Origin of the sequence: Paenibacillus sp. NPDC058367 (genome assembly GCF_042723305.1) — a bacterium.
Lineage (GTDB): Bacteria > Bacillota > Bacilli > Paenibacillales > Paenibacillaceae > Paenibacillus_AQ.
Genome location: NZ_JBHXIZ010000008.1, coordinates 130655 through 154517 on the forward strand (window position 1 = coordinate 130655; position 23863 = coordinate 154517).

Here is a 23863-nt window from a genome sequence, read left to right on the forward strand (position 1 = left end):
CTACTCCCACAGTCATATTATCCCTTTTGGAGGAATGTTAAATGAATATAAGTACACGTAATAGGCGAAGTAAATCCGCACGCTACATTGCGGCCTTAATGAGCGCCATCATTCTGCTTCCACTTTACACAAGTGCAGGTGGATCGTCGCAAGTAGCCTTAGCAGCAGGGACGACGCCTACTGCTCCAGCTCCGGCTGCAGATCATCCGCGTAAAATTGTAGCTTACTTCCCGGAGTGGGGAGATCAGGAGAACAAAGGATTTTATACTGTCGACAAAATACCGTGGGGCAAAATCACTCACATTAACTATGCGTTCGCCAAGGTAAACCCTCAAACGAACAAGATTGATCTGATGGACCGTACAGCAGCTATCGAAAAAGACTACCCTGACCAATTAACTAATTTGCCGTATAAAGGACATTTTAATCAACTCGTAAAGTATAAGCAGTTATATCCCGATGTCCGCACCCTGATTTCGGTTGGTGGTTGGTCGGGTTCTGGTGGTTTTTATAACATGGCCAATTCGGAAGCTGGCCGCGAGACCTTTGCCAACAGTGTTGTAGATTTTCTACGTACCTACCAATTCAACGGTGTGGACATTGATTGGGAGTACCCATCCGGTACTGGTCAATCCGGTAACCCGAATGACTTCGGTGTGGCTGAGCCGCTGCGCACAGTGAATTACAACAACTATGTTCTCCTCATGAAAAAGCTTCGTGAAAAGCTGGATCAGGCAGGCACACAGGACAATCAGAAATATGACCTAACCATTGCCGCAACCGCCTCCTCTTGGATTCTGGGCGGAATGAAGCTAGGGGAAGCCAACCAGTATTTGGACTGGGCGAACCTTATGACCTATGATTTCCACGGCGCTTGGAATGGATATGTTGGGCCGCATTCCGCCCTGTACCCGGATTCTCGTGATACTGAAACAGCTGCGCTGGGCACTCCGGTTCTGAATACCGACTGGGCCGTTCGATACTATTTGGGTACGCTTCCTCCAGAAAAAATCGTCATTGGAGTTCCTTATTACTCACGTGGCTGGAAGAATGTAAATGGAGGCATCAACAACACCGGTCTTTATGGTACAGCTCCTACAACCGGAGGGGGAGCCGACGGCGTATACGGAATCTGGAATGATCCTGCACCAGAGCAGCCGGCCGGCGCAAATCCAATCTGGCATGTGCTGAATCTGCTCAAAGATCCAGCGAACAAACGTTATTTCGATCCCGTTACCAAAACCCCATACTTGTACAACGCTGACAAGAAGGTCTTTCTTACGTATGAAGATAAGGAGTCACTCGGCTACAAACTGGATTATATCAAGCAAAAAGGCTTGGGAGGGATGATGTTCTGGGAACTGACCGGCGACTACTCTGAAAAGAGTGATGGCACCTTTACGTACGGCAACTCGTTGACCGATTTTGCCTATGACCAGCTTAAGACAGCCTCTCTGCCAGGTGGAACTCCGAAGCCACAACTACCTGCACCTACGAACTTCAGTCTTAGCTTCAGTGGCGCTTACGATCATCCGAATTATACCTACTCCCTGAAAATAACGAATAACACAGGCGCGGATATCTCCGGTGGCTGGAAGCTGGAATTCGATCTACCGACAACAACAACCCTGACTTCTGCATGGGGAGCAGGAACTGTAGAGCAAATCTCGACGGCTTGGGACTTTAACCGCTATCGTATTACCGGAACGGCATCCCAAACGATTGCAAACGGAGCCACATTGGAAGTTCCGGGCATGATGAAGCTGAATTTCTCGGGAGGTCCGCAGCGAATTACGCTGAACGGAAGCTCGTCCCAGCAGGAATACGACAAACTGTATGGAGTCATCACTCCAACGCCTACACCTACTCCAACAGCGACACCGACAGCAACACCAACGGCGACGCCAACCGCAACGCCAACACCGAAGCCCACTGTAACACCGACGCCGACTGCAACCATAGCACCTACTCCAACACCAACCGTTGCACCAACTATAGCACCTACTCCAACGCCAACCGTTGCACCAACGCCGACACCAACTACAGTACCTACTTCAACACCAACCGTAACACCAACGCCAACTGCAACACCGAGTCCGGGAATATCTGCCTGGGCAGCAGGAGTAGCATACAAAGCGGGTGATAAGGTTAGCTACAACGGGTTAACGTATACATGTCTGCAGCCCCACACTTCACTTCTGGGCTGGGAACCGACAGCAACACCTGCACTCTGGAAGCTGAACTAATTCAATAAAATTATCAGCCTAGCCTTACAAATCAAAAGAAGCTTGCAAATCAAGGTACTCCACCTTGGATCTGCAAGCTTCTTTATTTTATCTCTCATGCGACCGCAAGGAGCGCTTAGATTAGGAATTCAAGTCGTTAGCAGCAGCTACCTTCTCAGTCAGCGACCTTAGCGCAGTTCCTCGGTGGCTAATCCGCTGCTTCTCTTCGAGCGTTAGCTCGGCCATTGTCTTTTCATATTCCGCCAAGTAAAACAACGGATCGTAGCCGAAGCCTCCACCACCAGCAGGTTCGGATGTGATCCATCCCTCCACTGTGCCTTCAGCGGTTAATTCTCGTCCCGAACTTGGATCGTATAAGGACAACGTACAGACAAAACGGGCTGTACTTAGCAAAGGCTGTCCGGTATCCTCACCCTGTTTTAGCTTCTCAAGTTCGCTAAGCAGCTTCAGATTGTTCTCTTCATCTCCTGCATTTTCCCCTGCATAACGTGCAGAGTACACACCCGGTTGGCCATCCAAAGCGTCTACGCAAAGACCCGAATCATCGGCGAGTACCGGGATTCCAAGGGCGTCACCTACGGCTTTGGATTTTTTAAAGGCGTTCTCGGCAAAAGTGGCTCCGTCTTCCACCACATCGGGCAGATCCGGATAGTCGTACATACTTTTCACTGTCAGCCCTAGCGGGGCAAAAGCATGCTCGAATTCGCGTACTTTCCCCTTATTCTTCGTCGCAACAATAAGAATACCGCCGTCAGACTTCATGCTACACCTCTTGGCCCGGCTGGCCGGAAGGGATTTTCAGAGCAATCGCTCCAAGCGCTTCTTTCTGCGCAGCAATCAGTTCATAGATTCCCTTCTCACCTAGACCCAGCAAAAGATCCAACTCTTGACGAGTGAACGGTCTTTCTTCGCCAGTCCCTTGAAGTTCAACAAAGGCACCGCCGCCAGTCATAACAACATTCATATCTACTTTTGCTTTGGAATCTTCTTCATAATTCAAATCGAGCAGCGTTTTATCCCCTACAACACCGACACTGATTGCTCCCAAGAAATCTGTTATAGGAAACACAGGCAACTTGTGCTGAAGTGCAATTTTGTTAATAGCAAATGCCATAGCAACAAAAGCACCTGTAATCGAAGCGGTCCGCGTACCACCATCCGCCTGAATCACATCACAATCCAGCGTAATACTACGCTCGCCTAACGCTTGTAAATTCACTACGGAACGAAGCGCTCGTCCGATCAGCCGTTGGATCTCCATAGTCCGTCCGGTAAGCTTACCACGTGCAGCTTCACGCTGATTACGGGATTGAGTTGCCCGAGGAAGCATCGAATATTCAGCGGTTACCCAGCCTTTTCCTTGCCCTTTAAGAAACGGAGGCACTTTTTCCTCCACAGTAGCCGTACAAATGACTTTGGTATCTCCCATTTCAATGATCACGGAGCCCTCAGCATATTTATTCGTTTGGGTTGTTATTGTCAGCGGCCGTAATTGGTCGTCGTTTCGCCCGTTTGATCTCATCTTTTCTGCCTCCTACATCGTATAGCTAAAAGTTTAGCGTGAGTCCCATTTCCCCGTCATAAATACCGAGTAGCACAATGCTTGGGACGTAACGTCTTTTTGAGCAACTTTTATTCTACCAAAGAGGAGGCACAAAAGCATCTTTTAAACCTTACAGGGTCATTCTATAACGGGATCTCATTCAAATATTCAGGTGCGGAAACAGGTTTGCTGTAGTCCACATTATCTGTATCCGTAATCGATTCCTTGCCGTTCAAGCGAATTTGTACCAGAGAATCATCCGAATTTTGCGCAACCGTCAGTACGACCGATTCCAGCATTTCAGCGGGTACACCTTTACCATCTGTGAACATATCATCCGTCAAGGACACGGTAACTACACCGTTCTGCCCAGCATCAACGGAATCAAGTATCGTCCCCTGTGTCATGACCATTTCCAGCCCATTTCCGGATTCAGGACCTGCAATCAATTCGTTCAAAGCAGCAGTCAGCTGTTCTTGTCCGGCGGGTACAAAGCGGGTTACAGGTACATAATATTGGATACCGTCAGGAGATGTTGTGGAAAAATAAACAGTAACCGCACTGGAGTTCATCAGAAGTGGACCTTGCTTCGGCAAGTTAATGCCCATTGTGCGGGTTAATGGACGATCCAGCGGAGTTCCTTGAAGCGGCATCTCTGTGAGCTTTTTACCATCTACCCAGAGCTGTACGCTTTTAATGTCATCTTGACCGGTCAGCGTCCAAGTGATAGCTTCGAGGATTTTACGCTCATCCGCAGCATCATAGTTATTAAATTCTTTATTAAATTCCACTACAGCTAAATTCGACTTCTTGTCTACCGTAACACTCTGGACTTCCGTTCCAGCTGGAAGAACGCCTAGGAAGCCTTCAGGCACTGATGAGGCATATTCTCCCTTGCTCACTAATGCCATTAACGAGTTTTTGAGTGCGCTGGAATCTTTGCTCTTTGGCAAGCTTAGGGATACAGGAGCGAGTAATCCATTACCATCTTCCAAAAATACAGTTGTCCGATCTCCGGAAGCATTGCCCTGTGAAGTTTTGGTGCTGCCTTTAACCGCTGTCTGTGTATCATCCTGTGTCACAGGACCGAATACACCTGAATCCAACGTAGTGTTTCCACTAGTCTGTAACATTTGTGCTTCAACCTCTGGTGGCGGAGCATCAATCGATGCCGATTCTGAACCAAACAGCCCACAGCCGGACAGTGCCAGTGGAACTGCGAGTAAGCATACTGCGGAGATTCCGCGGATTTGTTGCATAGGTTTCATCATTTATTACCCCTTTCAAGGTTAGATATCATTTGTACTGCTATGTATACGAGACCTTTGTCCAAAAAATAACAACAGCTTATCCTAAATTGTTGGAAAAGCCTGTGAACTACTTCTTCATCTCAAGTAGGGCCTGGATTTCAGTTCGCTGAAACTTCCCTCGCTGGACAAATACTTCCAGTAAACGTACAATCTGAGGTAACAACAGTCCTTAACATCATACTAACGTTTGCTGTAATGAAATGACTTACTAAACAACGAGGTGACTGAACATGGCTGATGACAAAATCGAAAAAATTCCGTACAGTCTGAACAGCAAGGCCGTCGCAGATGCGACCAAATTCTGGCTGAACAAGCGTGGAGTAACCCTGGAAGAAATCGCGGAACTCGTTATGTTCCTGCAACAGAAATACTATCCGAATTTAACGATGGATGAATGTATCCATAATGTAGAGATGGTGCTTAGCAAGCGAGAAGTACAAAATGCTGTACTAACAGGCATTCAATTAGATGTACTGGCAGAAGAGGGCAAGCTGTTCTCCCCACTTCAAGATATGATCGAAAATGATGAGGGATTGTACGGCGTAGATGAGATTCTTGCCTTCTCTATCGTGAACGTATACGGCAGTATCGGATTTACCAACTATGGCTATGTGGACAAGCTGAAGCCAGGCGTTCTTCAAAGGCTAAATGACAAAAGCACCGGACAGATCCACACCTATCTCGACGACATCGTCGGAGCCGTGGCGGCTGCAGCCAGTAGCCGAATCGCACACCGCAAGCAAGCGGAGCGCGAAATTGAGCTGGATCTGCCACACACACCAGAGGATCGCGAAGAGGCCGCTAGGAAACTTGCGGAATATGATGAAACTCCGGAGTGAGGAGTTTTAGGTACACTAGAATGATGAGTTTCAGATCGACTATATGAAACTCTGAGGAAAAAGCGATTGTTTCACAAGCCCTGCGGGCTGCTGAGACAATCGCTTTTTTGTGGGTAGCTGGCGAGGGGTTCTACAGTGGGGGTTCTACGGTGGGGTTCTACAGGGGGGTTGCTATAGGGAAATCCTCCCTATAAAATAATGATTTTGACTCAAATCCAGAGATTATAAGGAATTCTTCCCTATAATCTCTATGAAAATCTCAATCTATAGCCAAATCGGTAGAATTATAAGGAGAAATTCCCTATAAACAGCTCTAAAATCATTAAACCCAAAATTATAGGGTGAAATTCCCTATAATTACTACCAATATTTAGCTGCACGACATACATCATTTAGTTGCACGACTTTTAAAGCGTTTTGCCCACGTTGTCGGACTCAGGAGACGCTATACTCACAAATCACCCTTAATTTGAACACTTTCAGACTCCAGAGACTCTACTCGCTCAAAAATGACCAAAACCACTACTCTGCACTAGTAATAACGCCTTTCCGGTCCGATACTAACCTCAAAAGCCCCAAAATCCACGAATAGCGTCACTTGAGTCCGAATACATACGCTAACGCATGAATATGGAAGCGATCGAAGGATGAATAGAGGGACGGAGGGACAAGGTTACTTAAATACAAAAAGAGCAGTCCCCGCAATGCAGGACTGCTCTTAAACTTTATACTCATCTACTTCACTTCGATCTTGCAAGATACTCTCTAGCTGATATGTTCTCCAACACTTTCAGCTGCGTCGAACAAGAAACCGCCTTCTGCCTCCAGCATGACTGCCCGTCCCCGGCGCACTAATTCCGCCAAATGCGCCAGGGTCTCACTCATCGCAAAGCGCATCTGATGAACAGTCGTTACTCGGCTGCGAAACAGAAATTCGCACACCGCGAATCCGCTCAGCGGGCCGCTGGTGAGCAGCGCCGCCGCTGTATCCAGCCGCTCCTCATGATGAGCGAGCAGGCTGTTTACCCGGTGCGCGAAGCCAGCGAAGGGCTCTCGATGCCCCGGGAACGCCATGCTGACCGGGTAGCTGCCCAGTTCCCGCAGCCCCTGAAGGAACGTCTGCAGCGGCTGTGGATCGCTGCCCGGCAGCAGGCTGACATTGGGCGAGATCTGCGGGAGCACAGCGTCCCCACAGATCATAAGCCCGCTGTCAGCATGATACAGGCTCACATGCCCCGGTGCATGTCCGCCGGTAATAATGAGCTGCCATTCACGGCCGCCCATCTTGAAGGGCTCCGCTACATTGAAATAAGAAACGGCAGGCTGCGGCTCCACTTGGGAATTAAAGCTTTCCAAGTGGGCTTTAATCCCGTTCGACCACTGCTCCGTCATCCCATGCCGGATGAAATAATCCGGTAAGATCTCATTTATGCCTACATCATTGTCTACGCCATTTCCCGTATCTTCACCTGGATCTTCATCCACGTCATTCCCCAGATCTTCAACAGTGCCCAAGCCCCACATCAACCTTGCCTCCGCATGGGCGCGCTCCGTCATCCACACCTTACAACCACTCTGCGACTGCAGCCAGCCGGCTAATCCGTAATGATCGGGATGGTGATGCGTAACGACGATATCCCGTATATCCATCCACGACAAGTCCAGCTCCTGCAAAATCCCGAGCCAGCAATTCTCTGTATCCGGGCTGCGCGGGCCCGGATCGATAATAGTTACTCTACCATCTTCATCCGAGAGGATATAGCTGTTCACTTGACGAAGAGGCGAGTCCATGGGTACCGAGACTTGGAGAATGTTCTTGTCCCATGAAGTAAGCTCTGCCTTAGACATGGAGCGTTCACCACCTTTAAATCTTTTTCCGGAAACCATTTAGGGACGTGTTCCACCAAAGATCATCCGCGTGGACCTTTCTGCATCATAAACCTCATCTTCATAGCTGCCATGTACAGCTTCGAGCTGCAAGCCCGCTTTCTCAATCATTTCCTTGAACTCCTCCAGTGAATAAAGCTTCACACGCTCATGATATTGACGAGGCGTAGGGTCATTCTTAGTGGTTATAATGATGTCCTTCTTCACATAACCATCCTCAATCCGGCGTGACTCATCTATCGAATTCTCTCCGTCCTCACGCGTAGAATGCGGCACCAGATGACGAATCACATGCGCAGGATTCAAAAAATCAATAACGAACTTGCCACCTGGCTTCAGCAGACGATAGATTTCACGCAGAACCTTTACTTGCTCCTCATCTTTTTCAAAATAACCAAAAGAAGTGAACAGATTAACTACGGCATCGAATCCTCCATCTAGTGGTAAATCGCGCATGTCGGAACGGATCCAGGTTACCTTCTCCGCCCCGACTTGAGACCGAGCTTCACGCAGCAAGACCTCCGACAAATCCACTCCGGTAACCTCGTACCCTTCCTTCGCAAGTGCCAGAGAATGACGTCCCATCCCACAACATAAATCCAGCACTTTCGAACCTGGGGGCAGTCTCAGCCAGGCGATCATCTGATCTACTTCTTTACGTGCTCCACCGAAATCCCGGTGCTTATACACGATCAGGTAATCCTCTCCGAAGCTCTTTTCATACCATTCAGTCATGTTGTCTCTCCTCTCCTCCTACAGGCGTCATCCCGCAACTCCACTTCATGTATGCTAATGTATCGCCATTGTACAGTCTTTTGCTGACAAACTCAAAGAAGAGTCATCATCTTGACCTCTTGGGCTTTAATGACAACTCTTATTGAAACTTCCTTTACACACGCTGCTGCAAATATACCCTTGCTTCATAAGGACGAAGCTTGAAAGAACGAATATCCTGATCTTTTGACTCCGGGTAATTACTGATTAATAACTCCAGCTGATCGGGATCGAACCCCGCTGGCCATTCGAATTCAGGCTCTCTATCAAAAAAATTCAAAATAACCAACAATCGTTGATCCTCTAAAGTTCGGGAATACGCATAAATCTCAGTATGCTCTGCAAGCAGTAGCTCATATGATCCGTACACGATCACCTTGTATTTTTTTCTTAACGCTATCAGCTGTTTATAGTAGTTGTAGATAGAATCCGGATCTTTAACCGCATTGCCAGCGTTAATCTCCATATGGTTGGAATTCACTTCAATCCAGGGTGTCCCTGTTGTAAAGCCACCTGCATGTCCATCGTCCCATTGCATGGGGGTACGGGCATTGTCCCGGCTTTTATGATGAATCGCAGACATAATCTGCTCTTCTGGAACACCGTTTTTTCGCTTTTCTTCATAATAATTAAGTGTCTCCACATCCCGGTATTCATCAATGGAATCGAAACAAACATTCGTCATGCCGATTTCTTCTCCTTGATAAATATAAGGTGTGCCTTCCAGCATATGAATAAAGGTCGCAAGCATTTTAGCCGAAGGAATCCGGTAAAAGAGATCGTTCCCGAACCGAGACACCGAACGCGGCTGATCATGGTTACATAAATAGTTCGCATTCCAGCCTCTCTCATGTAAAACTGTCTGCCAGCTACTCATGATCTTTTTCAGTTCAAGTAGACTCCAGGGAACCACATCCCATTTCCCACTACCCGGCGAAGCGGCATCCAGAAACATATGTTCAAACTGAAAAGTCATATTCAGCTCCCGGCGTCCGTCACCTACATAATCCAGCGCCTGCTCTGGTCCGAGTCCCGAAGTCTCTCCTACCGTCATAATATCGTAGAAATATAACACCTTATCGTATAGATTCTGTAGCAAGGTATGTACATCCTCCAGATTGGAGAACATACCGTAGGCCCTTACCGTAGGTGTTCCGTTCGGGTTGTCTGCATCTGGATACCCTTTCGTCTTCACGATATGTGCAATCGCATCAAAACGAAATCCATCCACACCCTTCTTCAGCCACCACTCCACCATTTCATGCAGCTTATCAATGACCACAGGATTCTCCCAGTTCAGATCGGGCTGGTATTTGGAGTAGAGATGTAGATAATATTCATCCGTCCGCGGATCAAGCTCCCATACCGAGCCACTGAAATAAGACTCCCAGTTGTTCGGGGGGCCGCCATTTTTACCTTCTCGCCAAATATAATAGTCCCGTTTAGGATTGTCCTTCGACGACCTGGATTCTACAAACCAAGGATGCTCATGTGACGTGTGGTTCAGAACCAAATCCATCATCAGCTTCATTCCACGTGCGTGCAACTCCCTGAGCAACCGGTCAAAATCATCCATCGTACCGAATTCCTTCATAATGTCACAGTAATCACTGATATCATACCCGTTATCATGGTTAGGTGATTTATAAATAGGACAGACCCAGATCACATCTACACCTAGATCCTGTAAATAATCCAGTCTGGATATAATACCTTGCAAATCTCCGATTCCATCTCCGTTACTGTCCATGAAGCTGATCGGATAAATCTGATACACGACGCTTTCTTTCCACCATTTGGGGTTCATAACTCGGTTACCTCCTATTTAGCTATATGTAGAGTTTAACCACACAGAGCCTAGTAGATAACAAATCCCCCCTACTTCCCTAATCCCTTTTGATATTGTGAAGGTGTAAGTCCAGTCCATTTTTTAAAAGTAGCACTGAAGTGACGCTCTTCACCGTACCCTACCAATTTTGCAACGGCGTACATCTTTAGATTTTGGCGGAGCAGCTTTTTCGCTTCTTCTACCCGGTATTGGTGCAAGTAATCGAGAAAATTCACACCAAGCTCCTGACGGAAAAGTGAGCTTAAATAAGTATTAGAAACATAGGCTTCTTTCGCGACATACTCTAGTGTCAGATTGGTATTGTATTTATTGCGGATGATCTCCATAGCAGTGACTACTGTGCGATGTAGTGGACGATGTTTAGAAAAAGCCTCCACCACATTCTGCATGACCTTATTCAAAATCGTAGACAATTCTTCCAACGTCTCTATCTGTGGAGCCTGCTCCATCCAATTGACCAAATGCTGCTTCCATTCGAAGCCAGCGACTTGTTTTTCCTGCGCGAGTCTCTTTAATCGAACTACAAAAGCAGTTGCCCGAATATTCACTTCTTGCTTAAGACATCCCGGATTGCTACGAAAACGATCCAGCCATTTCTCCAGCAGATCGAGCGCGAGCTCATTGCTCCCAGCCCCCACCGCCACAAGCATTTCATCCTCCAGCACATTTAATTCAGAATCATCTAAAATCCCGATTTCCTGTGGAGCGCCACCTATTACTCCTGTTCCTTCTGTATAGTAATAGACACCGCCTTTTCCGTTCAAAAATCGCGATTCCATCGCCTGAAGGGCTTCTTTATACGACAGATGCGCTTCAGAAATATCCGAACGACAGGAGCCAACGGCAATACTGATCGACAGTTTGAGATATTTCTCCAAATTACTCTGCAGCTTCTCAATCTGCTCTTTCAATTGGAGGGGCGCTCGGTAAGGCTTGCGAGAATCGGTTCCGGCTAATCCGCTGCCAATCCATAGCAAGTTATTGCCATCATGAAAAGTCTCTATTTTTCCTCTATAGATAGGAGACAAGGTCTCACTAATAATATTTAACGCTGCGTAACGTAGAAGTACAAAATCCTGTCCTGTTCCTGTAGCAGAGGGTGGGTCAAAATCAAAACTGACCAGACCAATTTGTGGTCCTTCAAAGCCAATCGCCATAGATAACTCGCCGATCAGCTCCTGTCGCCGTTCTAGCGGAACCGGGGGATGATAAATCCATTGAGACAGAACCTGGCTTTTGACAAGCGGTGCATTTTTATGCCAAGAACGATCTCTTTTAAGCTGTTCATCCTCCTGATATCGTTGTCTTTCAATAAGTTCCTTGGCCTTCAGTACCGTCTTCAGAATTTCCTCAGGTCGGCATGGCTTCAGCACATAATCAACAACACCCAGGGAGATCGCTTGCTTCGCATAAGAGAACTCGTTATACCCGGATAAAATAATCGACCGGAAGCCGTAACCTCTACGCCGTGCGACTTCAATCAGCTCGAGACCACCCATTTGTGGCATACGAATATCCGTTAACAAAAGATCGGGCTGTTCATTCTCCATCAAAGCCAGCGCTTCACTTCCGTTCCCCGCCTCACCCATGACCTCAATCTGATGTGACTTCCAATCAATCATATTCACAATGCCCTCACGGATCGTATCTTCGTCTTCAGCAATCAGCAGCTTCATCATTTATGGCCCCTCCACAGTGATATGAATAATAATACGTGTGCCTGCCCCTTCCACACTCTCTAGTTGTAAAGAGGCTCCTGCAAAAAATAAGGCCAGTCGTTCCTGCACATTCATGAGCGCAAATCCTGTGCGTCCAACATTGTCTTCCTCAGGTAAAGAATTTCCCCTTGCTAAACGTTGATGAAGCTCTAGAAGTCTATCTGCAGTGATCCCTGCACCATTATCCTGTACCTCAAGCACAATAGTCTTCTCTATACGGTAAGCTCGAACGGATATCAGCCCACTTCCAGACAGCGGCTCAATCCCGTGAATCACTGCGTTCTCGGCTAGTGGCTGCAGCAGCAGCTTTGGTACTGTGAAATCCTTGATACTCTCATCCAGAGAAATTTCGAATTCAAAACGCTCCTTAAAGCGATTTTTCTGCAGGAACAAGTAATTGGTCACCAGCTCTACTTCCTGCTCCAAAGTAAACGTATCCCGTCCATCATTTAAGCTCAGTCGGAACACTTGAGAGAGAGAATACACCATATCGGCAATTTCTTTATCTCCCTTCTTCTCAGCTTCCCAACAGATTGTATTTAACGTGTTATATAAAAAGTGAGGCCTGATTTGGGCTTGAAGCGTTTTCAACTCTGCTTCCTGTTGCTTCATTCTTGAGGCGTATACATCATTGATGAGCGATTTAATCCGCTGCACCATTAGATTATAACCATGCCCGAGTAAGCCGATCTCGTCATTTCCTTCAAAAAATACCCGCTGCGTGAAATCACCTGTCTGCAGTCTGCGCATCGAACGGGAAAGCTTCTTCAGTGGTTTCGTGATAGCAGCAGCTGCCAGCCAGGTAACCATTAGGCTAACTACTAAACACAGAACAGCAATCGTCATCGTGACCTGTAAAATCTGACCGAGCTCTTTAACAAGCTGCCGCTTGGAATGAGCCACCACCACATACCAGCCTGTCGTCTCCGACTGCAGATGCGACACAATCCACTGTTTATGATCCGCTGTAGATTCCAGCCTTTTTTTCACAGTCAGCTTAGGGTCGCTGTCCGCAAAATACGGAAGTTCCAGATCTCTTTTGCCAATCCAGCTCGGATTCGAAGCCGTAATAATCAGCCCATCCCGATCAATTACGAACATATCTACATCATCTTCAGCATTGTCGAGATATTGGCTCCCAATCTTCCCTGCATCCACACCGATCACAGCGAGTCCTGCCGGCTTTAAGGTGTAAATATTCATGATGATTCTGGAAAGCACAATCTTATGATAATGATCGCCTACAAAAATGCCGTCAGTCGGCCTGGAGAGTCCAAAGGTTGGGCTACCTGCTGCTTTAATAGCTTCTTTATAATACGAGGTTTTGATAAAATCTGAGTACTTCATACCTGTCGTCAATCCTGCCTGATTCGCAGCAAAAGGCTCTGCTCCATTGTTATCGTCTAAAGAATACAGAATCAGCGATTGAATTGAATTGCCTGCAACCATAAGATTGGTAACGGTCTTAAATACAGAATTACGTTCCTTTTGTGCTTCAGACGATGCTAAGAGCCGCTGCACACTTTCATCCAGAAAGAGTGTATTCGAAAAAGATATCATGCCCCGTACCATCTCATCGATCTGCTCTGCTGTTTTTTTGGTAAGATGATCCTGCGACTGCTTCATTTTCTCCACCACCTGCTGTGAAGAGATCTGATACGAGTTCCAGCCCATAGCGAATATGGTCACCAGAAGCAGGGGGACGAACCATAACAACAGCTTAAATTGGAGCGGAAGATGGCGATAACGGCTGACTAAGCGAAAGTTTCGATTCATGAGAACCACCTTCTTATATAATAGAAAGATGTGTAAACCAAGTATAACTGAAATCATTACACCCTGAACCGGCTTTTTACATTCGCTAAAAAATGCCTACATCATTCTTAAATATGGACCATGTTTCTATTAGCCAGAAACTCTTAAGATGAGGATGCAAGCAAAAACGCCTTCGACGTCTCTTATAGACGGTCAGCGTTTATGCGAGAAATATAAGGATAATGTATAGCGTGAAACTTATACATTCTTATATTTCAAGAAGAAACGACGTTGTCGTCTTCCTTGATGGATAACAATCGTTTCTTCAAAATACATCATTCTAAAAAGGTGGGTTTTTGATGAAAAGTAAAGGAATCAAGCTAATGCTTATGAGTCTAATGCTTCCAGCTCTGCTTGCAGGCTGTGGTGGCGGAAATAACAATGCGAAAGCTACAAACGCTCCTGCAAATGACAAAGCCGAAGCTACTGCCGAGGCCACAGCGAACGCACCAGCCGAAAAAATTACACTGAAGTTCTTCACCGCACTTGCGGATCGGGCAAACGGTTCAGGCAAGGTGGAGCAAGACATTATCGACGCTTATATGAAAGAGCACCCTAACGTCAAGATAGAAGTGGAAGCGCTTCAAGATGAGCCTTATAAATCAAAAATCAAAGTATATGCTTCCAGCAATCAGATGCCTGATATCATTCAAGCTTGGGGTCAGCCTTCTTTCCTGAGTCCTCTGCTCGATAATGACTTACTGCTTGAACTGAACAGCGCTGACTTCGAAGGTGATCAGTTTGTTTCTGGTTCCATGGACGGCTTCAGCAAAGATGGCAAACTGTATGGATTGCCACGTAGTGCCGACTATATGGTTATGTTTTATAACAAGAAAATCTTTGCTGACAACGGCATCGAGGTTCCAAAGACTACCGCTGACCTGCTCGCAGCTGTCAAAACATTACGTGCAAACAAGATTAACCCTATCGCTATGAACGGTATGGATGCATGGACACTGCCAATCTGGTATGAGTTTGTTGCTCAACGTCAAAATGGTGATTTTAATAAGATGGATGAAGCTGTTGCTCGTAAAATATCCTTTAATGATCCTAGTCTTGTTGCAGCTGCAACTGAAATGCAAGATTTCGCAAATGCTAAAGGTTTTGCCGACGGCTGGCTGACCGCCGATTACGGCGCAGCGCGTAACTTGTTCGGACAAGGACAAGCCGCTATGTTCTTTATGGGCGCTTGGGAGTCTGGCCTAGCTACAGATGTGAACTTCTCTGAAGAATTCCGCAATAATGTAGGCGCATTCGCTTTCCCTGGTTCAGATAAAGGTAAATCAACGGATGATGCTGCTTGGTACGGTGGTGGATATGCCGTAAGTAAAAACTCCAAGCATCCTGAAGCTGCTGTTGATTTCTTGAAATATTTCTTCGCTCCTGAGAACTGGTCCAAGATGTTATGGCAAGCTGGCGCGGGTACACCTGCGCAAAAATTCGATGAATTCTTAACTGGTAATGAAACTCAACTCCAAAAAGAACTAGTGGATGTCTTCAGCTCGATGACCTCTTCTAGCGGAACTCCGCTACAGGATATTGGTAACGACGAGTTCAAGCAAAAGGTAATGGAGGCTCACCAAAGCCTGCTCTCCGGCGCTATGAATACAGCGGAATTCGCCAAAGCGCTTGACGCTGCGTCCGATAAATTGGCTGGTAAATAAGCTCTAACACTACTAAGAACATGAATCTTGACGCTTCTGAATTAGCATCATAAATAGTAGCGTACACACCCCCGACTCCCCCCAGAGGCCGGGGGTTTGTTGTTCGAGTATAAACGCCTTCGCCGTCAACAAATTTATCATTTCATAATTTAAAAAATGTGTACAATCATCTGAAATATACGGCATGTTCCAGGGTCTAGCTTCCCGTTACGATGGTAGTAGATAGATTACTCTTTCAAAGGACGGAGATTTCCATGCACAGAGTGTTAAGCGACAAAAAAGCGATATTTCTACTCATCGCACCCGGGTTATTCCTGTTTGCTTTTATGATTTGCATCCCTATCTTCATGAGCGCTTATTACGGCTCTACAGACTGGGGCGGAATCGGCAAGTACAATTTTATTGGCTTTGATAACTATCGCGAAATCCTATTTCATGACAAAGTATTCTGGACCTCGCTGGGCAATGCCCTGTTACTAACCGCTGCCACTGTATTCTTACAGCATCCCTTTGCTATTCTCATAGGGATATTCCTGACCAATTCCGGTAAATACGAAAAAATATTCCGGACGATCTTTTTTATCCCCGCGGTAATTTCTGTTGTAGTTACAGCCAAGCTGTGGAGCGGGATTTTCCATCCCAATTACGGATTGCTTAACAAGTTGCTTAGCGGCGTTGGGCTGGATTCACTCACACATGATTGGCTTGGAGATCCGAAGACAGCGATCTGGTGCATCATCATTGTTGTAATGTGGCAAGGTTTTGGATACGCACTGCTGCTATATTATTCAGGTCTGCAAGGCATTCCAAGTGATCTAAGCGAAGCCGCAAAGATCGATGGCGCGAACAACTATACTCTCTACACGCGCATCATCATACCGCTTCTTTCGCCTATGATGCGAGTTGCCATTATCATCGCGGTTACAACCTGTCTTAAGCAAATGGAAACCGTGTTCTTAATGACCAACGGTGGCCCGGCTAATAGCACGCAATTCTTAGGAAACTACCTTTACAAAACCGCCTTCTCCTCGTCGCTATACGGCTACGGTAATGCCATATCCATCCTATTCATTGTGTTCTGCCTTGTACTGACCGTAATACTCAACAAGGTTCTGAAGAAAGATATCGGAGAGTTTTAGAATCCCTGTAACCGGAGGAAATCATATGAATAATTCATTAGCACCTGCCGCTTCGCCCCTCAATCTGAAGCTTCATAAACAGAAGCGCAGTAAACCTACAACTGGCAAAATCCTAATGATGTTGTTTCTTTGTCTCATTGCTTTAATTCAGTTATTTCCGCTCATCTGGCTGATCGATTACTCCCTGCTAAAGAGTGGTGATTTTTTCGGAAGCTCTTTTCTGAAATGGCCATCCCCCCCGCAATGGGAGAATTATAGAAACGCTTTTACCTATGGGCGTGTACCACGCTATTTTGCCAACAGTCTTATCATTACAGTAATTACCGTTGCACTGTCCGCACTAGTGTCACTAATGATGGGGTATGCGTTCACTCGTATGAAATGGAAGCTAAGTGGTATCGTGTTGTCACTTATCATGATGGGCATGATTATTCCCATTCACGCGACACTGCTGCCGAACTTTATCCTGTTTAACAAGCTCGGAATGCTGAACAATATGTACACGCTGATTCTGCCTTATTCGGCTATTGTCATCCCAATGAGTGTGCTCATCATGACTGGATTTCTAGAGACCATCCCTCGTGCGATTGAAGAGTCAGCGGTTATCGATGGCTGCGGCATTTACGGTGTGATCTTCCGCATCATCTTTCCAATTACGAAACCCGCACTAGCTACCATCTGTGTACTCAATTTCATCAGCACATGGAATGAATTTATTATGGCGAACACCTTCCTCACCTCGGAGGATCTCAAAACCATTCCGTTCTCCATTATGAAATTCGCCGGAGAATACTCGTCCAACTACGGTGCTCAGTTTGCTGTTATGACGATCATTGCGATCCCAACCATCCTGATCTATCTGCTCTTCACAGAACAGATGACAAAAGGAATTACCGCTGGAGCGGTTAAGGGCTAACATAAAAAGCGTGGAGAACTCTAATAGAGTCCTGCACGCTTTTTTAATGCTGAAGAATCTATTTCTTTGTTGCCTAGCTTAATTGCTTTAAAACTATAGAAGCATTGACGTTTGCCTGAGTGCCTCCCGCCAATGTCTGTAAAGTAACTGCAGCAGCTGAACTATGATTTCTCAGCGTAAGAACATCGCCCGATGAGAGAGCGAGTATCGCCTGCCCATTAGTTTGCTGAGTGCCAGCACCTGAACCATATACCGTACCTGCAGCCTCGGCGCCATTTAAGAATAATGCGAATTGATTGGGCTCCACACCTGAAACTGAAAAATCAACCTCATAATTACCCGTATTAGTAACCGAGATTGTAGTGGTCCCAGGGGCATGTGTAATTCCAGGTGTTAGAAGTCCATTTGTATCAAAAGAGACATCCGCCTCTATTGGAACCACCTGAGCCCCTAAATTATAAACATACCCGAACTGAGCTATTCCGCCTGCGGCACCTGTAGCTCCAGTGGCTCCGGCTACTCCGGCCGGACCCGTCGTTCCCGTGGCTCCTGCTGCTCCTGCAGGGCCCGTCGTTCCCGTGGCTCCTGCTGCTCCAGCGGGGCCGACATCTCCCGCGGGGCCTGTCGTTCCCGTGATTCCCGCTACTCCTGCGGGGCCCGTCGTCCCCGTGGCTCCGTCTGCTCCGGCGGGGCCCGTCGTTCCCGTGGCTCCAGCTGCTCCCGTGGAGCCTGTCGTTCCCGTTGCTCCGGTTACTCCGGCGGGGCCCGTCGTCCCCGTGACTCCCGCTACTCCAGCGGGGCCTGTCGTCCCCGTGATTCCCGTTACTCCGGCGAGGCCCGTCGTTCCCGTGGCTCCCACTGCTCCAGCTGGACCTGTCGTTCCCGTGGCTCCGGCTGCTCCGGCGGGGCCCGTTGCTCCCGTGACTCCGGCTGCTCCGGCGGGGCCCGTCGTTCCCGTGACTCCTGCTGCTCCCGTGGAGCCTGTCGTTCCCGTGGCTCCCGTTACTCCCGCTTGGCCTGTCGTTCCCGTGGCTCCGGTTACTCCGGCGGGACCCGGCGTTCCCGTGGCTCCCACTGCTCCAGCGGGGCCCGTCGTTCCCGTGGCTCCGGCTGCTCCGGCGGGACCTGTCGTTCCCGTGGCTCCGGGTGCTCCGGCGGGGCCCGTCGTCCCCGTGACTCCCACTGCTCCAGCTGGACCTGTCGTTCCCGTGGCTCCGGCTGCTCCGGCGGGGCCCGTTGCTCCCGTGACTCCGGATACTCCGGCGGGGCCTGTCGTTCCCGTGGCTCCCACTGCTCCAGCTGGACCTGTCGTTCCCGTGACTCCAGCTACTCCAGCGGGGCCTGTTGCTCCCGTGACTCCAGCTACTCCGGCTGCTCCCGCGGGGCCTGTTGCTCCCGTGACTCCGGCTACTCCGGCCGGGCCCGTCGTTCCCGTGGCTCCCACTGCTCCGGCGGAGCCCGTCGTCCCCGTAGCTCCGGATGCTCCTGCCGGACCCGTTGTTCCCGTGACTCCAGCTGCTCCCGCGGGGCCTGTCGCTCCCGTGACTCCGGCTACTCCTACGGGGCCCGTCGTTCCCGTGACTCCAGCTATTCCCGCGGGGCCCATCGCTCCCGTGGCTCCCACTGCTCCAGCGGAGCCCGTCGTTCCCGTGGCTCCAGCTACTCCAGCGGGACCCGTCGTTCCCGTGGCTCCAGCTACTCCGGCGGAGCCCGTCGTCCCCGTGGCTCCAGCTGCTCCCGTGGGGCCCGTCGTTCCCGTGACTCCAGCTGCTCCCGTGGAGCCCGTCGTCCCCGTGGCTCCAGCTACTCCCGCGGGGCCTGTCGTTCCCGTGACTCCAGCTACTCCGGACGGACCCGTCGTTCCCGTGACTCCAGCTACTCCCGTGGAGCCTGTCGTTCCCGTGATTCCCGCTACTCCGGCGGGGCCTGTCGTTCCCGTGACTCCCACTGCTCCCGTGGAGCCTGTCGTCCCCGTGACTCCAGCTGCTCCCGTGGAGCCTGTCGTTCCCGTGACTCCGGTAGGGCCCGTTGCTCCGGTGATGCCGCGGGTGCGATTATTAGCACATTTCTTTTTGATGATTTTTCGCTTACAACAATAGTTCTTTGAAGAACATTTTTTAACCAAATGATATTTTCTTTTTGACGGAGAATCATTTTTTTTGCAGCTTTTCTTAGATATGTGATTGGAATGGCCCATTTTTAGCACCTCCACGAAAACCTAATGTATACTACTCCAATTACCTATAGGAGAACATAGATATTCGTCTAGTAAGTGCCCTTTTATTTGTTATTTAAATAAACTTCTTCATTGATTATCAGCATAGATTAAAAGACATACATGTACTTTTAATCTCCCTCTCAGAAAAATTAAACTCTCCTATTCCTAGCAATGCAATCCAGATTTACAGCCTCCAACATTCCCTTACTATCAACTCTTATTCCTCCAACATTTTATTGACATTAACTTTCAACTCGTATATGATCTCCTTAGGCAAAATCACAACGAATTAAATCAAAAATTTAATATATCCCGTAAAGGGGAGTAGCTGTTAAATAAAGTCGTCAATACGAGAATATGAGGATATTCTCCGGCTTTATTGGCAATTCAACATTGTTAGCGAGACCTTTACCAATCAGGTTAGACCTTTATTCCAAAGGCTAATCTGTTTGGTAAAGGTCTTTTTTATATAAAATTGGTTAAAATGGTAAGGTAAGTATCTTTTAGTAGATATTTGCATAAGAAAAGGGAGGACAACAGTAATGGATTGGGGATTATTATTAGAGTACGGCTGGGTATTACTAGTTCTTGTAGCACTTGAAGGACTACTAGCCGCAGATAACGCACTGGTATTGGCAATTATGGTTAAACACCTTCCTGATGAGGAAAGAAAAAAAGCACTATTTTACGGATTAGCCGGAGCCTTCGTGTTCCGCTTCGGTTCACTATTTGTCATCTCTTACCTGGTTGATATTTGGCAAGTACAAGCCATCGGCGCACTTTATTTACTGTTTATCGCGGGGAACCATATCTTCCGAAAACTATTAATCAAGAAGCCCGTTACGGATGAAGCAGCTGAAAGCGGTACAGACGGCGCAGTCAACAAAAAGAAATCCAGCTTTTGGTTTACTGTCTTTAAAGTAGAAGTTGCTGACATCGCCTTCGCGGTGGATTCCATCCTAGCCGCAGTTGCACTTGCGGTTGCACTACCTGCAAGTGGTCTTCCAAAAATCGGAGGCCTTGACGGTGGACAATTCCTCGTCATCTTTGCCGGCGGATTTATCGGATTGGTCATTATGCGTTTTGCAGCTTCCTTCTTCGTTAAGCTGCTTCACACCCGTCCAGGTCTTGAAATTGCAGCCTTCTTCATCGTAGGCTGGGTCGGTGTTAAGCTCGCAGTCATTACCTTGGCACACCCTTCACTTGGTGTTCTTTCCGAGGATTTCGCGCATAGTACCATTTGGAAGGTTACCTTCTATGTTGTACTCGTGCTCATCGCTGCAATCGGTTGGTTTATGAGCAGCAAGGTAGAAGAGAATGCTAACGAGAATCCAGTTAAAGAAGTAGATAAACAGCTCCATTAATTGTATTTGAATAGCAAAAACAAATATAACCCGAAAGACACACCCCTTCTGTAAAGGTGTTTGTCTTTCGGGTTGTTTTCTTTTACTCCCTATTTTGCTCCTCATACAGAAAAGCCTGCTTCCACCATCAAATGGGAAGCAGGCTCTGCATTATATATTCTTATTGACCTATGATCTGATCAGTCTTACCTTGCAGTTCCACTAGCTTCATAATCACCGTAGCCGCCAGTGCTTTCGTTACCGTCTGCTGCGGATTAAACTTGCCGTTGTCATCCTTGAGGATTCCCAATTTCACAACAAGAGCCACTGCACCCTTATTGTTTATAGATGCACTATCACTGAACTGACTTACCGTTACATCTTTATCAAGATAGGCTGTGAGTTTGTTGTATTTCAAAAAATTAGCCAGCTGAACAGCAAGCTGTTCCCGGGTTAACTTACTATCAATTTGCAGGCTTTGATCCTTGTTGATCCACTTACGATCTGCTGCATAAGTAACAACATCATAATATGAATTCTCAGGCTTCACACCTGCCACAGTTTTCCGTTCATTATTAGCAATATAACTGCTGAAATTCGGATTAGAAGCCTTGGCAAGATATGTTAACCAATCGCCAACTGTTATTTCTTGATCTGGGTTTACTTTACCATCGGCATCCGGAGTAATCACATGATATTTTACTAATTCTGATAATGGTTGTTCTGCTGCATGACCTTTGATATCCGTTGCAGATATTTGAGCATCTTGCTGACCGAGGTAATCATAGACCGCAACCCATTTACCAGTGGCTGCATCTAAAACCTGATATAATCCATTAGATTCATCAAAAGTTGTATCATATACCAGCTTCACCTTTGGCGCGGCATAGCTATTATAACTATAGTATCCTCCAACCTGAGTGTATCTTAGCTTAGTCTGATATTTAGGTTTATAACTTTCGAGCGCTTCCTTCTTGGAAATTGTAGCCTTCGGCGATAGTGTAATTTCATCGATACCGTCTATCCGATTCCCCATGTAAGAAATCAGTCTGCCGTAAAGATCCAAGCTTACCGTAAGGTTACTGTCACTCACAGGAATCCCTTGATGATATCTAATAAACTGATATCTAAATCCTGTTCCGTCTGAAGTCACGCTTGAGTTATCTCCATATTCTAAAAGCTTTAGCTTCTGGCTCGCCTGAGGATACAGGCTATTAATTATACTAAGTACTTTAGTCTTAGCTTCAGCCTCACTAAGCTTCTTCCCTCCAGCAGGAGCCGGTTCTTCCTTCTTATTATCCTGAGTAGCACCATATGTTTGAATCTGGTACTGTAATATTTCACCGGTCTTTGCATCGATCTCAGCAGAGGATTGTTCTGGAAAGCCAGCCCCAATGAAACGTTCATTTCCACTACCACCCCAGTATAACTGCCAGATCTTCCGATTCGTATCCTGATAGTCATTTCTCAAGCTTTGGGAGATCAATTTACGATCTGCTGGAATATATGCAACCTTCTTTACAAGCTGTTCCGCTTCTTTTGCAGTAAGCTCTGTAGTTGAAGTTCTTGCTTGAAAGACATCTTTGCTCTTTGCTACATCTGAATACACGACTGCGGTAGATACGGATTCTTTTCCTTCATAATCTATTCTCTTGCCTGTCAATGCATCGATAGGATATAGAGACTGATCCACTGGACGCCAGCCTAGGATCCAGTTGTTAGGTTTTCCGTTCTTATAAGTAGGAATGTAAAAAAGGCCTACATCAAACTGTTCAGCAAATTGCTTCTGTGCTTGCTCCAAGGTAATCTTCGGCTGTGCAGATGGATACTCAAGTCCTTGAGAAAACTTAGAGAATTGAATTACATTACCGTTGCCATCCACAGCTATGTTAATGTTATCCGATCCAGAAGGAAGACCATTCTTCATGACACTGAAGTAATAGCTGTATTGAACAGGACCGAATAAAGTGTTCGAAAAATAATTATAACCAGCATTCTCATTTAATTGCAGATCACTGCTCTTAACCGATGTGGCTGCCTTAGCCACAAAAGCCTTGGCGATCTCCAGTGCCTGAGGCTGCGATATTTTCGGAGGATAATAGGATTCGTTATTCTCACGTGGGTATGAAATATACGTACTAATGATATCTCCACTAATGGCATCTACCTCACTGCTAAAGCCATATCCCATACTCCCCTCTTGAATCTGCCACTGAATATTCCAGATCATTTGATTTGCTGGAGGGGGGTAGCTTTGATTAGATCCCAGTTGTACATTGTTTACCGTTGCATCTTTTAGGGATGGGAATAATTCTTTTAGCTTCGCAATCGCTTGCTCCTGCGTGAATTTCACTTTTGTAAGATCTGCCTCAGAGTTCGTTGTAGTCACCGGCGCTTGTGTGCTAACCTGTGTTACCGTAGTGTTGCTACTAACAGATGTAGAATCGGCTGCGGCCAAGCCAGGGGGTAATAATAACGCGAGCGCCACTGAAGTAATCAATACCGTTTTAGCTGTCTGATGAACAAAGTGAGTATTATTGCTTTTCAAAAGAATTCATCCTCCTCTAACACGTGATTCATAACATTATACAGATAATTACTT

General features: G+C 47.1%; 16 protein-coding genes. 6 read left to right on the forward strand and 10 right to left on the reverse strand.

All coding sequences use genetic code 11. The annotated features are described in order from the left end of the window. The first annotated feature begins 41 nt into the window (after positions 1-41). Positions 42-2246, forward strand: coding sequence for a glycosyl hydrolase family 18 protein (locus ACFWMP_RS28585; protein WP_379425653.1), 2205 nt, complete (start codon positions 42-44; stop codon positions 2244-2246). 120 nt (positions 2247-2366) lie between these two features. Here the strand turns inward: ACFWMP_RS28585 and ACFWMP_RS28590 are convergent, their stop codons facing one another. From ACFWMP_RS28590 to ACFWMP_RS28600, 3 genes are all read right to left on the reverse strand, one after another. Next, entirely contained in the window at positions 2367-3008 is a 642-nt protein-coding gene (locus ACFWMP_RS28590) for an XTP/dITP diphosphatase (protein ID WP_379425655.1), read from the reverse strand. Between the two features lies 1 nt (position 3009). After that, positions 3010-3768 carry a ribonuclease PH gene (gene rph, locus ACFWMP_RS28595; protein ID WP_042130710.1) on the reverse strand — a complete coding sequence of 253 codons (759 nt, stop codon included), beginning with the start codon at positions 3766-3768 and terminating at the stop codon, positions 3010-3012. 164 nt (positions 3769-3932) lie between these two features. Next, positions 3933-5057, reverse strand: coding sequence for a GerMN domain-containing protein (locus tag ACFWMP_RS28600; protein ID WP_197071326.1), 1125 nt, complete (start codon positions 5055-5057; stop codon positions 3933-3935). A 272-nt stretch (positions 5058-5329) separates the two neighbouring features. Between ACFWMP_RS28600 and ACFWMP_RS28605 the strand changes: the two genes are divergently transcribed. Continuing rightward, a complete protein-coding gene (locus ACFWMP_RS28605) occupies positions 5330-5938 on the forward strand; it encodes a phosphatidylglycerophosphatase A family protein (RefSeq protein WP_339798329.1) in 609 nt (202 codons plus the stop codon). Between the two features lie 765 nt (positions 5939-6703). Here ACFWMP_RS28605 and ACFWMP_RS28610 read toward each other — a convergent pair. From ACFWMP_RS28610 to ACFWMP_RS28630, 5 genes are all read right to left on the reverse strand, one after another. Further along, positions 6704-7786, reverse strand: a complete 1083-nt coding sequence (locus ACFWMP_RS28610; RefSeq protein WP_379425658.1) for an MBL fold metallo-hydrolase — start codon at positions 7784-7786, stop codon at positions 6704-6706. Between the two features lie 39 nt (positions 7787-7825). Next, entirely contained in the window at positions 7826-8560 is a 735-nt protein-coding gene (locus ACFWMP_RS28615) for a class I SAM-dependent methyltransferase (RefSeq protein ID WP_379425660.1), read from the reverse strand. A 154-nt stretch (positions 8561-8714) separates the two neighbouring features. Further along, a complete protein-coding gene (locus tag ACFWMP_RS28620; RefSeq protein ID WP_379425662.1) occupies positions 8715-10406 on the reverse strand; it encodes a glycoside hydrolase family 13 protein in 1692 nt (563 codons plus the stop codon). Between the two features lie 71 nt (positions 10407-10477). Further along, the gene (locus ACFWMP_RS28625) at positions 10478-12127 is read right to left on the reverse strand and encodes a response regulator (RefSeq protein ID WP_076300464.1); all 1650 of its coding nucleotides are present in this window, start codon (positions 12125-12127) and stop codon (positions 10478-10480) included. Then, a complete protein-coding gene (locus tag ACFWMP_RS28630) occupies positions 12128-13942 on the reverse strand; it encodes a sensor histidine kinase (protein ID WP_076286046.1) in 1815 nt (604 codons plus the stop codon). Positions 13943-14280: 338 nt separating this feature from the next. On the opposite strand from ACFWMP_RS28630, the gene ACFWMP_RS28635 reads away from it, so the two are divergent. The 3 genes from ACFWMP_RS28635 to ACFWMP_RS28645 all read left to right on the forward strand — a co-directional run bounded on the left by ACFWMP_RS28635 (position 14281) and on the right by ACFWMP_RS28645 (position 17700). After that, a complete protein-coding gene (locus ACFWMP_RS28635; RefSeq protein ID WP_042191338.1) occupies positions 14281-15645 on the forward strand; it encodes an ABC transporter substrate-binding protein in 1365 nt (454 codons plus the stop codon). A 254-nt stretch (positions 15646-15899) separates the two neighbouring features. After that, a complete protein-coding gene (locus ACFWMP_RS28640) occupies positions 15900-16784 on the forward strand; it encodes a carbohydrate ABC transporter permease (protein ID WP_042130723.1) in 885 nt (294 codons plus the stop codon). Positions 16785-16809: 25 nt separating this feature from the next. Further along, positions 16810-17700: a carbohydrate ABC transporter permease gene (locus ACFWMP_RS28645; protein WP_081951192.1), complete on the forward strand. Its 891-nt coding sequence runs from the start codon at positions 16810-16812 to the stop codon at positions 17698-17700. 73 nt (positions 17701-17773) lie between these two features. Here ACFWMP_RS28645 and ACFWMP_RS28650 read toward each other — a convergent pair whose 3' ends face one another. Then, positions 17774-19897 carry a collagen-like protein gene (locus tag ACFWMP_RS28650; protein WP_379425667.1) on the reverse strand — a complete coding sequence of 708 codons (2124 nt, stop codon included), beginning with the start codon at positions 19895-19897 and terminating at the stop codon, positions 17774-17776. A 563-nt stretch (positions 19898-20460) separates the two neighbouring features. Here ACFWMP_RS28650 and ACFWMP_RS28655 point away from each other — a divergent pair. Beyond that, complete coding sequence (locus ACFWMP_RS28655; protein WP_042191342.1) at positions 20461-21282, forward strand: TerC family protein; 822 nt, start codon at positions 20461-20463, stop codon at positions 21280-21282. A gap of 160 nt (positions 21283-21442) precedes the next feature. Here the strand turns inward: ACFWMP_RS28655 and ACFWMP_RS28660 are convergent, their stop codons facing one another. Further along, the gene (locus ACFWMP_RS28660) at positions 21443-23809 is read right to left on the reverse strand and encodes a YcdB/YcdC domain-containing protein (RefSeq protein ID WP_379425669.1); all 2367 of its coding nucleotides are present in this window, start codon (positions 23807-23809) and stop codon (positions 21443-21445) included. Positions 23810-23863 lie beyond the last annotated feature (54 nt).

Excerpts from the sequence above, each read along its gene's own strand:
- ACFWMP_RS28585 (WP_379425653.1), top strand. The coding sequence starts at position 42 with ATGAATATAAGTACACGTAATAGGCGAAGTAAATCCGCACGCTACATT.
- ACFWMP_RS28590 (WP_379425655.1), bottom strand. The coding sequence starts at position 3,008 with ATGAAGTCTGACGGCGGTATTCTTATTGTTGCGACGAAGAATAAGGGG.
- rph (WP_042130710.1), bottom strand. The coding sequence starts at position 3,768 with ATGAGATCAAACGGGCGAAACGACGACCAATTACGGCCGCTGACAATA.
- ACFWMP_RS28600 (WP_197071326.1), bottom strand. The coding sequence starts at position 5,057 with ATGAAACCTATGCAACAAATCCGCGGAATCTCCGCAGTATGCTTACTC.
- ACFWMP_RS28605 (WP_339798329.1), top strand. The coding sequence starts at position 5,330 with ATGGCTGATGACAAAATCGAAAAAATTCCGTACAGTCTGAACAGCAAG.
- ACFWMP_RS28610 (WP_379425658.1), bottom strand. The coding sequence starts at position 7,786 with ATGTCTAAGGCAGAGCTTACTTCATGGGACAAGAACATTCTCCAAGTC.
- ACFWMP_RS28615 (WP_379425660.1), bottom strand. The coding sequence starts at position 8,560 with ATGACTGAATGGTATGAAAAGAGCTTCGGAGAGGATTACCTGATCGTG.
- ACFWMP_RS28620 (WP_379425662.1), bottom strand. The coding sequence starts at position 10,406 with ATGAACCCCAAATGGTGGAAAGAAAGCGTCGTGTATCAGATTTATCCG.
- ACFWMP_RS28625 (WP_076300464.1), bottom strand. The coding sequence starts at position 12,127 with ATGATGAAGCTGCTGATTGCTGAAGACGAAGATACGATCCGTGAGGGC.
- ACFWMP_RS28630 (WP_076286046.1), bottom strand. The coding sequence starts at position 13,942 with ATGAATCGAAACTTTCGCTTAGTCAGCCGTTATCGCCATCTTCCGCTC.
- ACFWMP_RS28635 (WP_042191338.1), top strand. The coding sequence starts at position 14,281 with ATGAAAAGTAAAGGAATCAAGCTAATGCTTATGAGTCTAATGCTTCCA.
- ACFWMP_RS28640 (WP_042130723.1), top strand. The coding sequence starts at position 15,900 with ATGCACAGAGTGTTAAGCGACAAAAAAGCGATATTTCTACTCATCGCA.
- ACFWMP_RS28645 (WP_081951192.1), top strand. The coding sequence starts at position 16,810 with ATGAATAATTCATTAGCACCTGCCGCTTCGCCCCTCAATCTGAAGCTT.
- ACFWMP_RS28650 (WP_379425667.1), bottom strand. The coding sequence starts at position 19,897 with ATGGGCCATTCCAATCACATATCTAAGAAAAGCTGCAAAAAAAATGAT.
- ACFWMP_RS28655 (WP_042191342.1), top strand. The coding sequence starts at position 20,461 with ATGGATTGGGGATTATTATTAGAGTACGGCTGGGTATTACTAGTTCTT.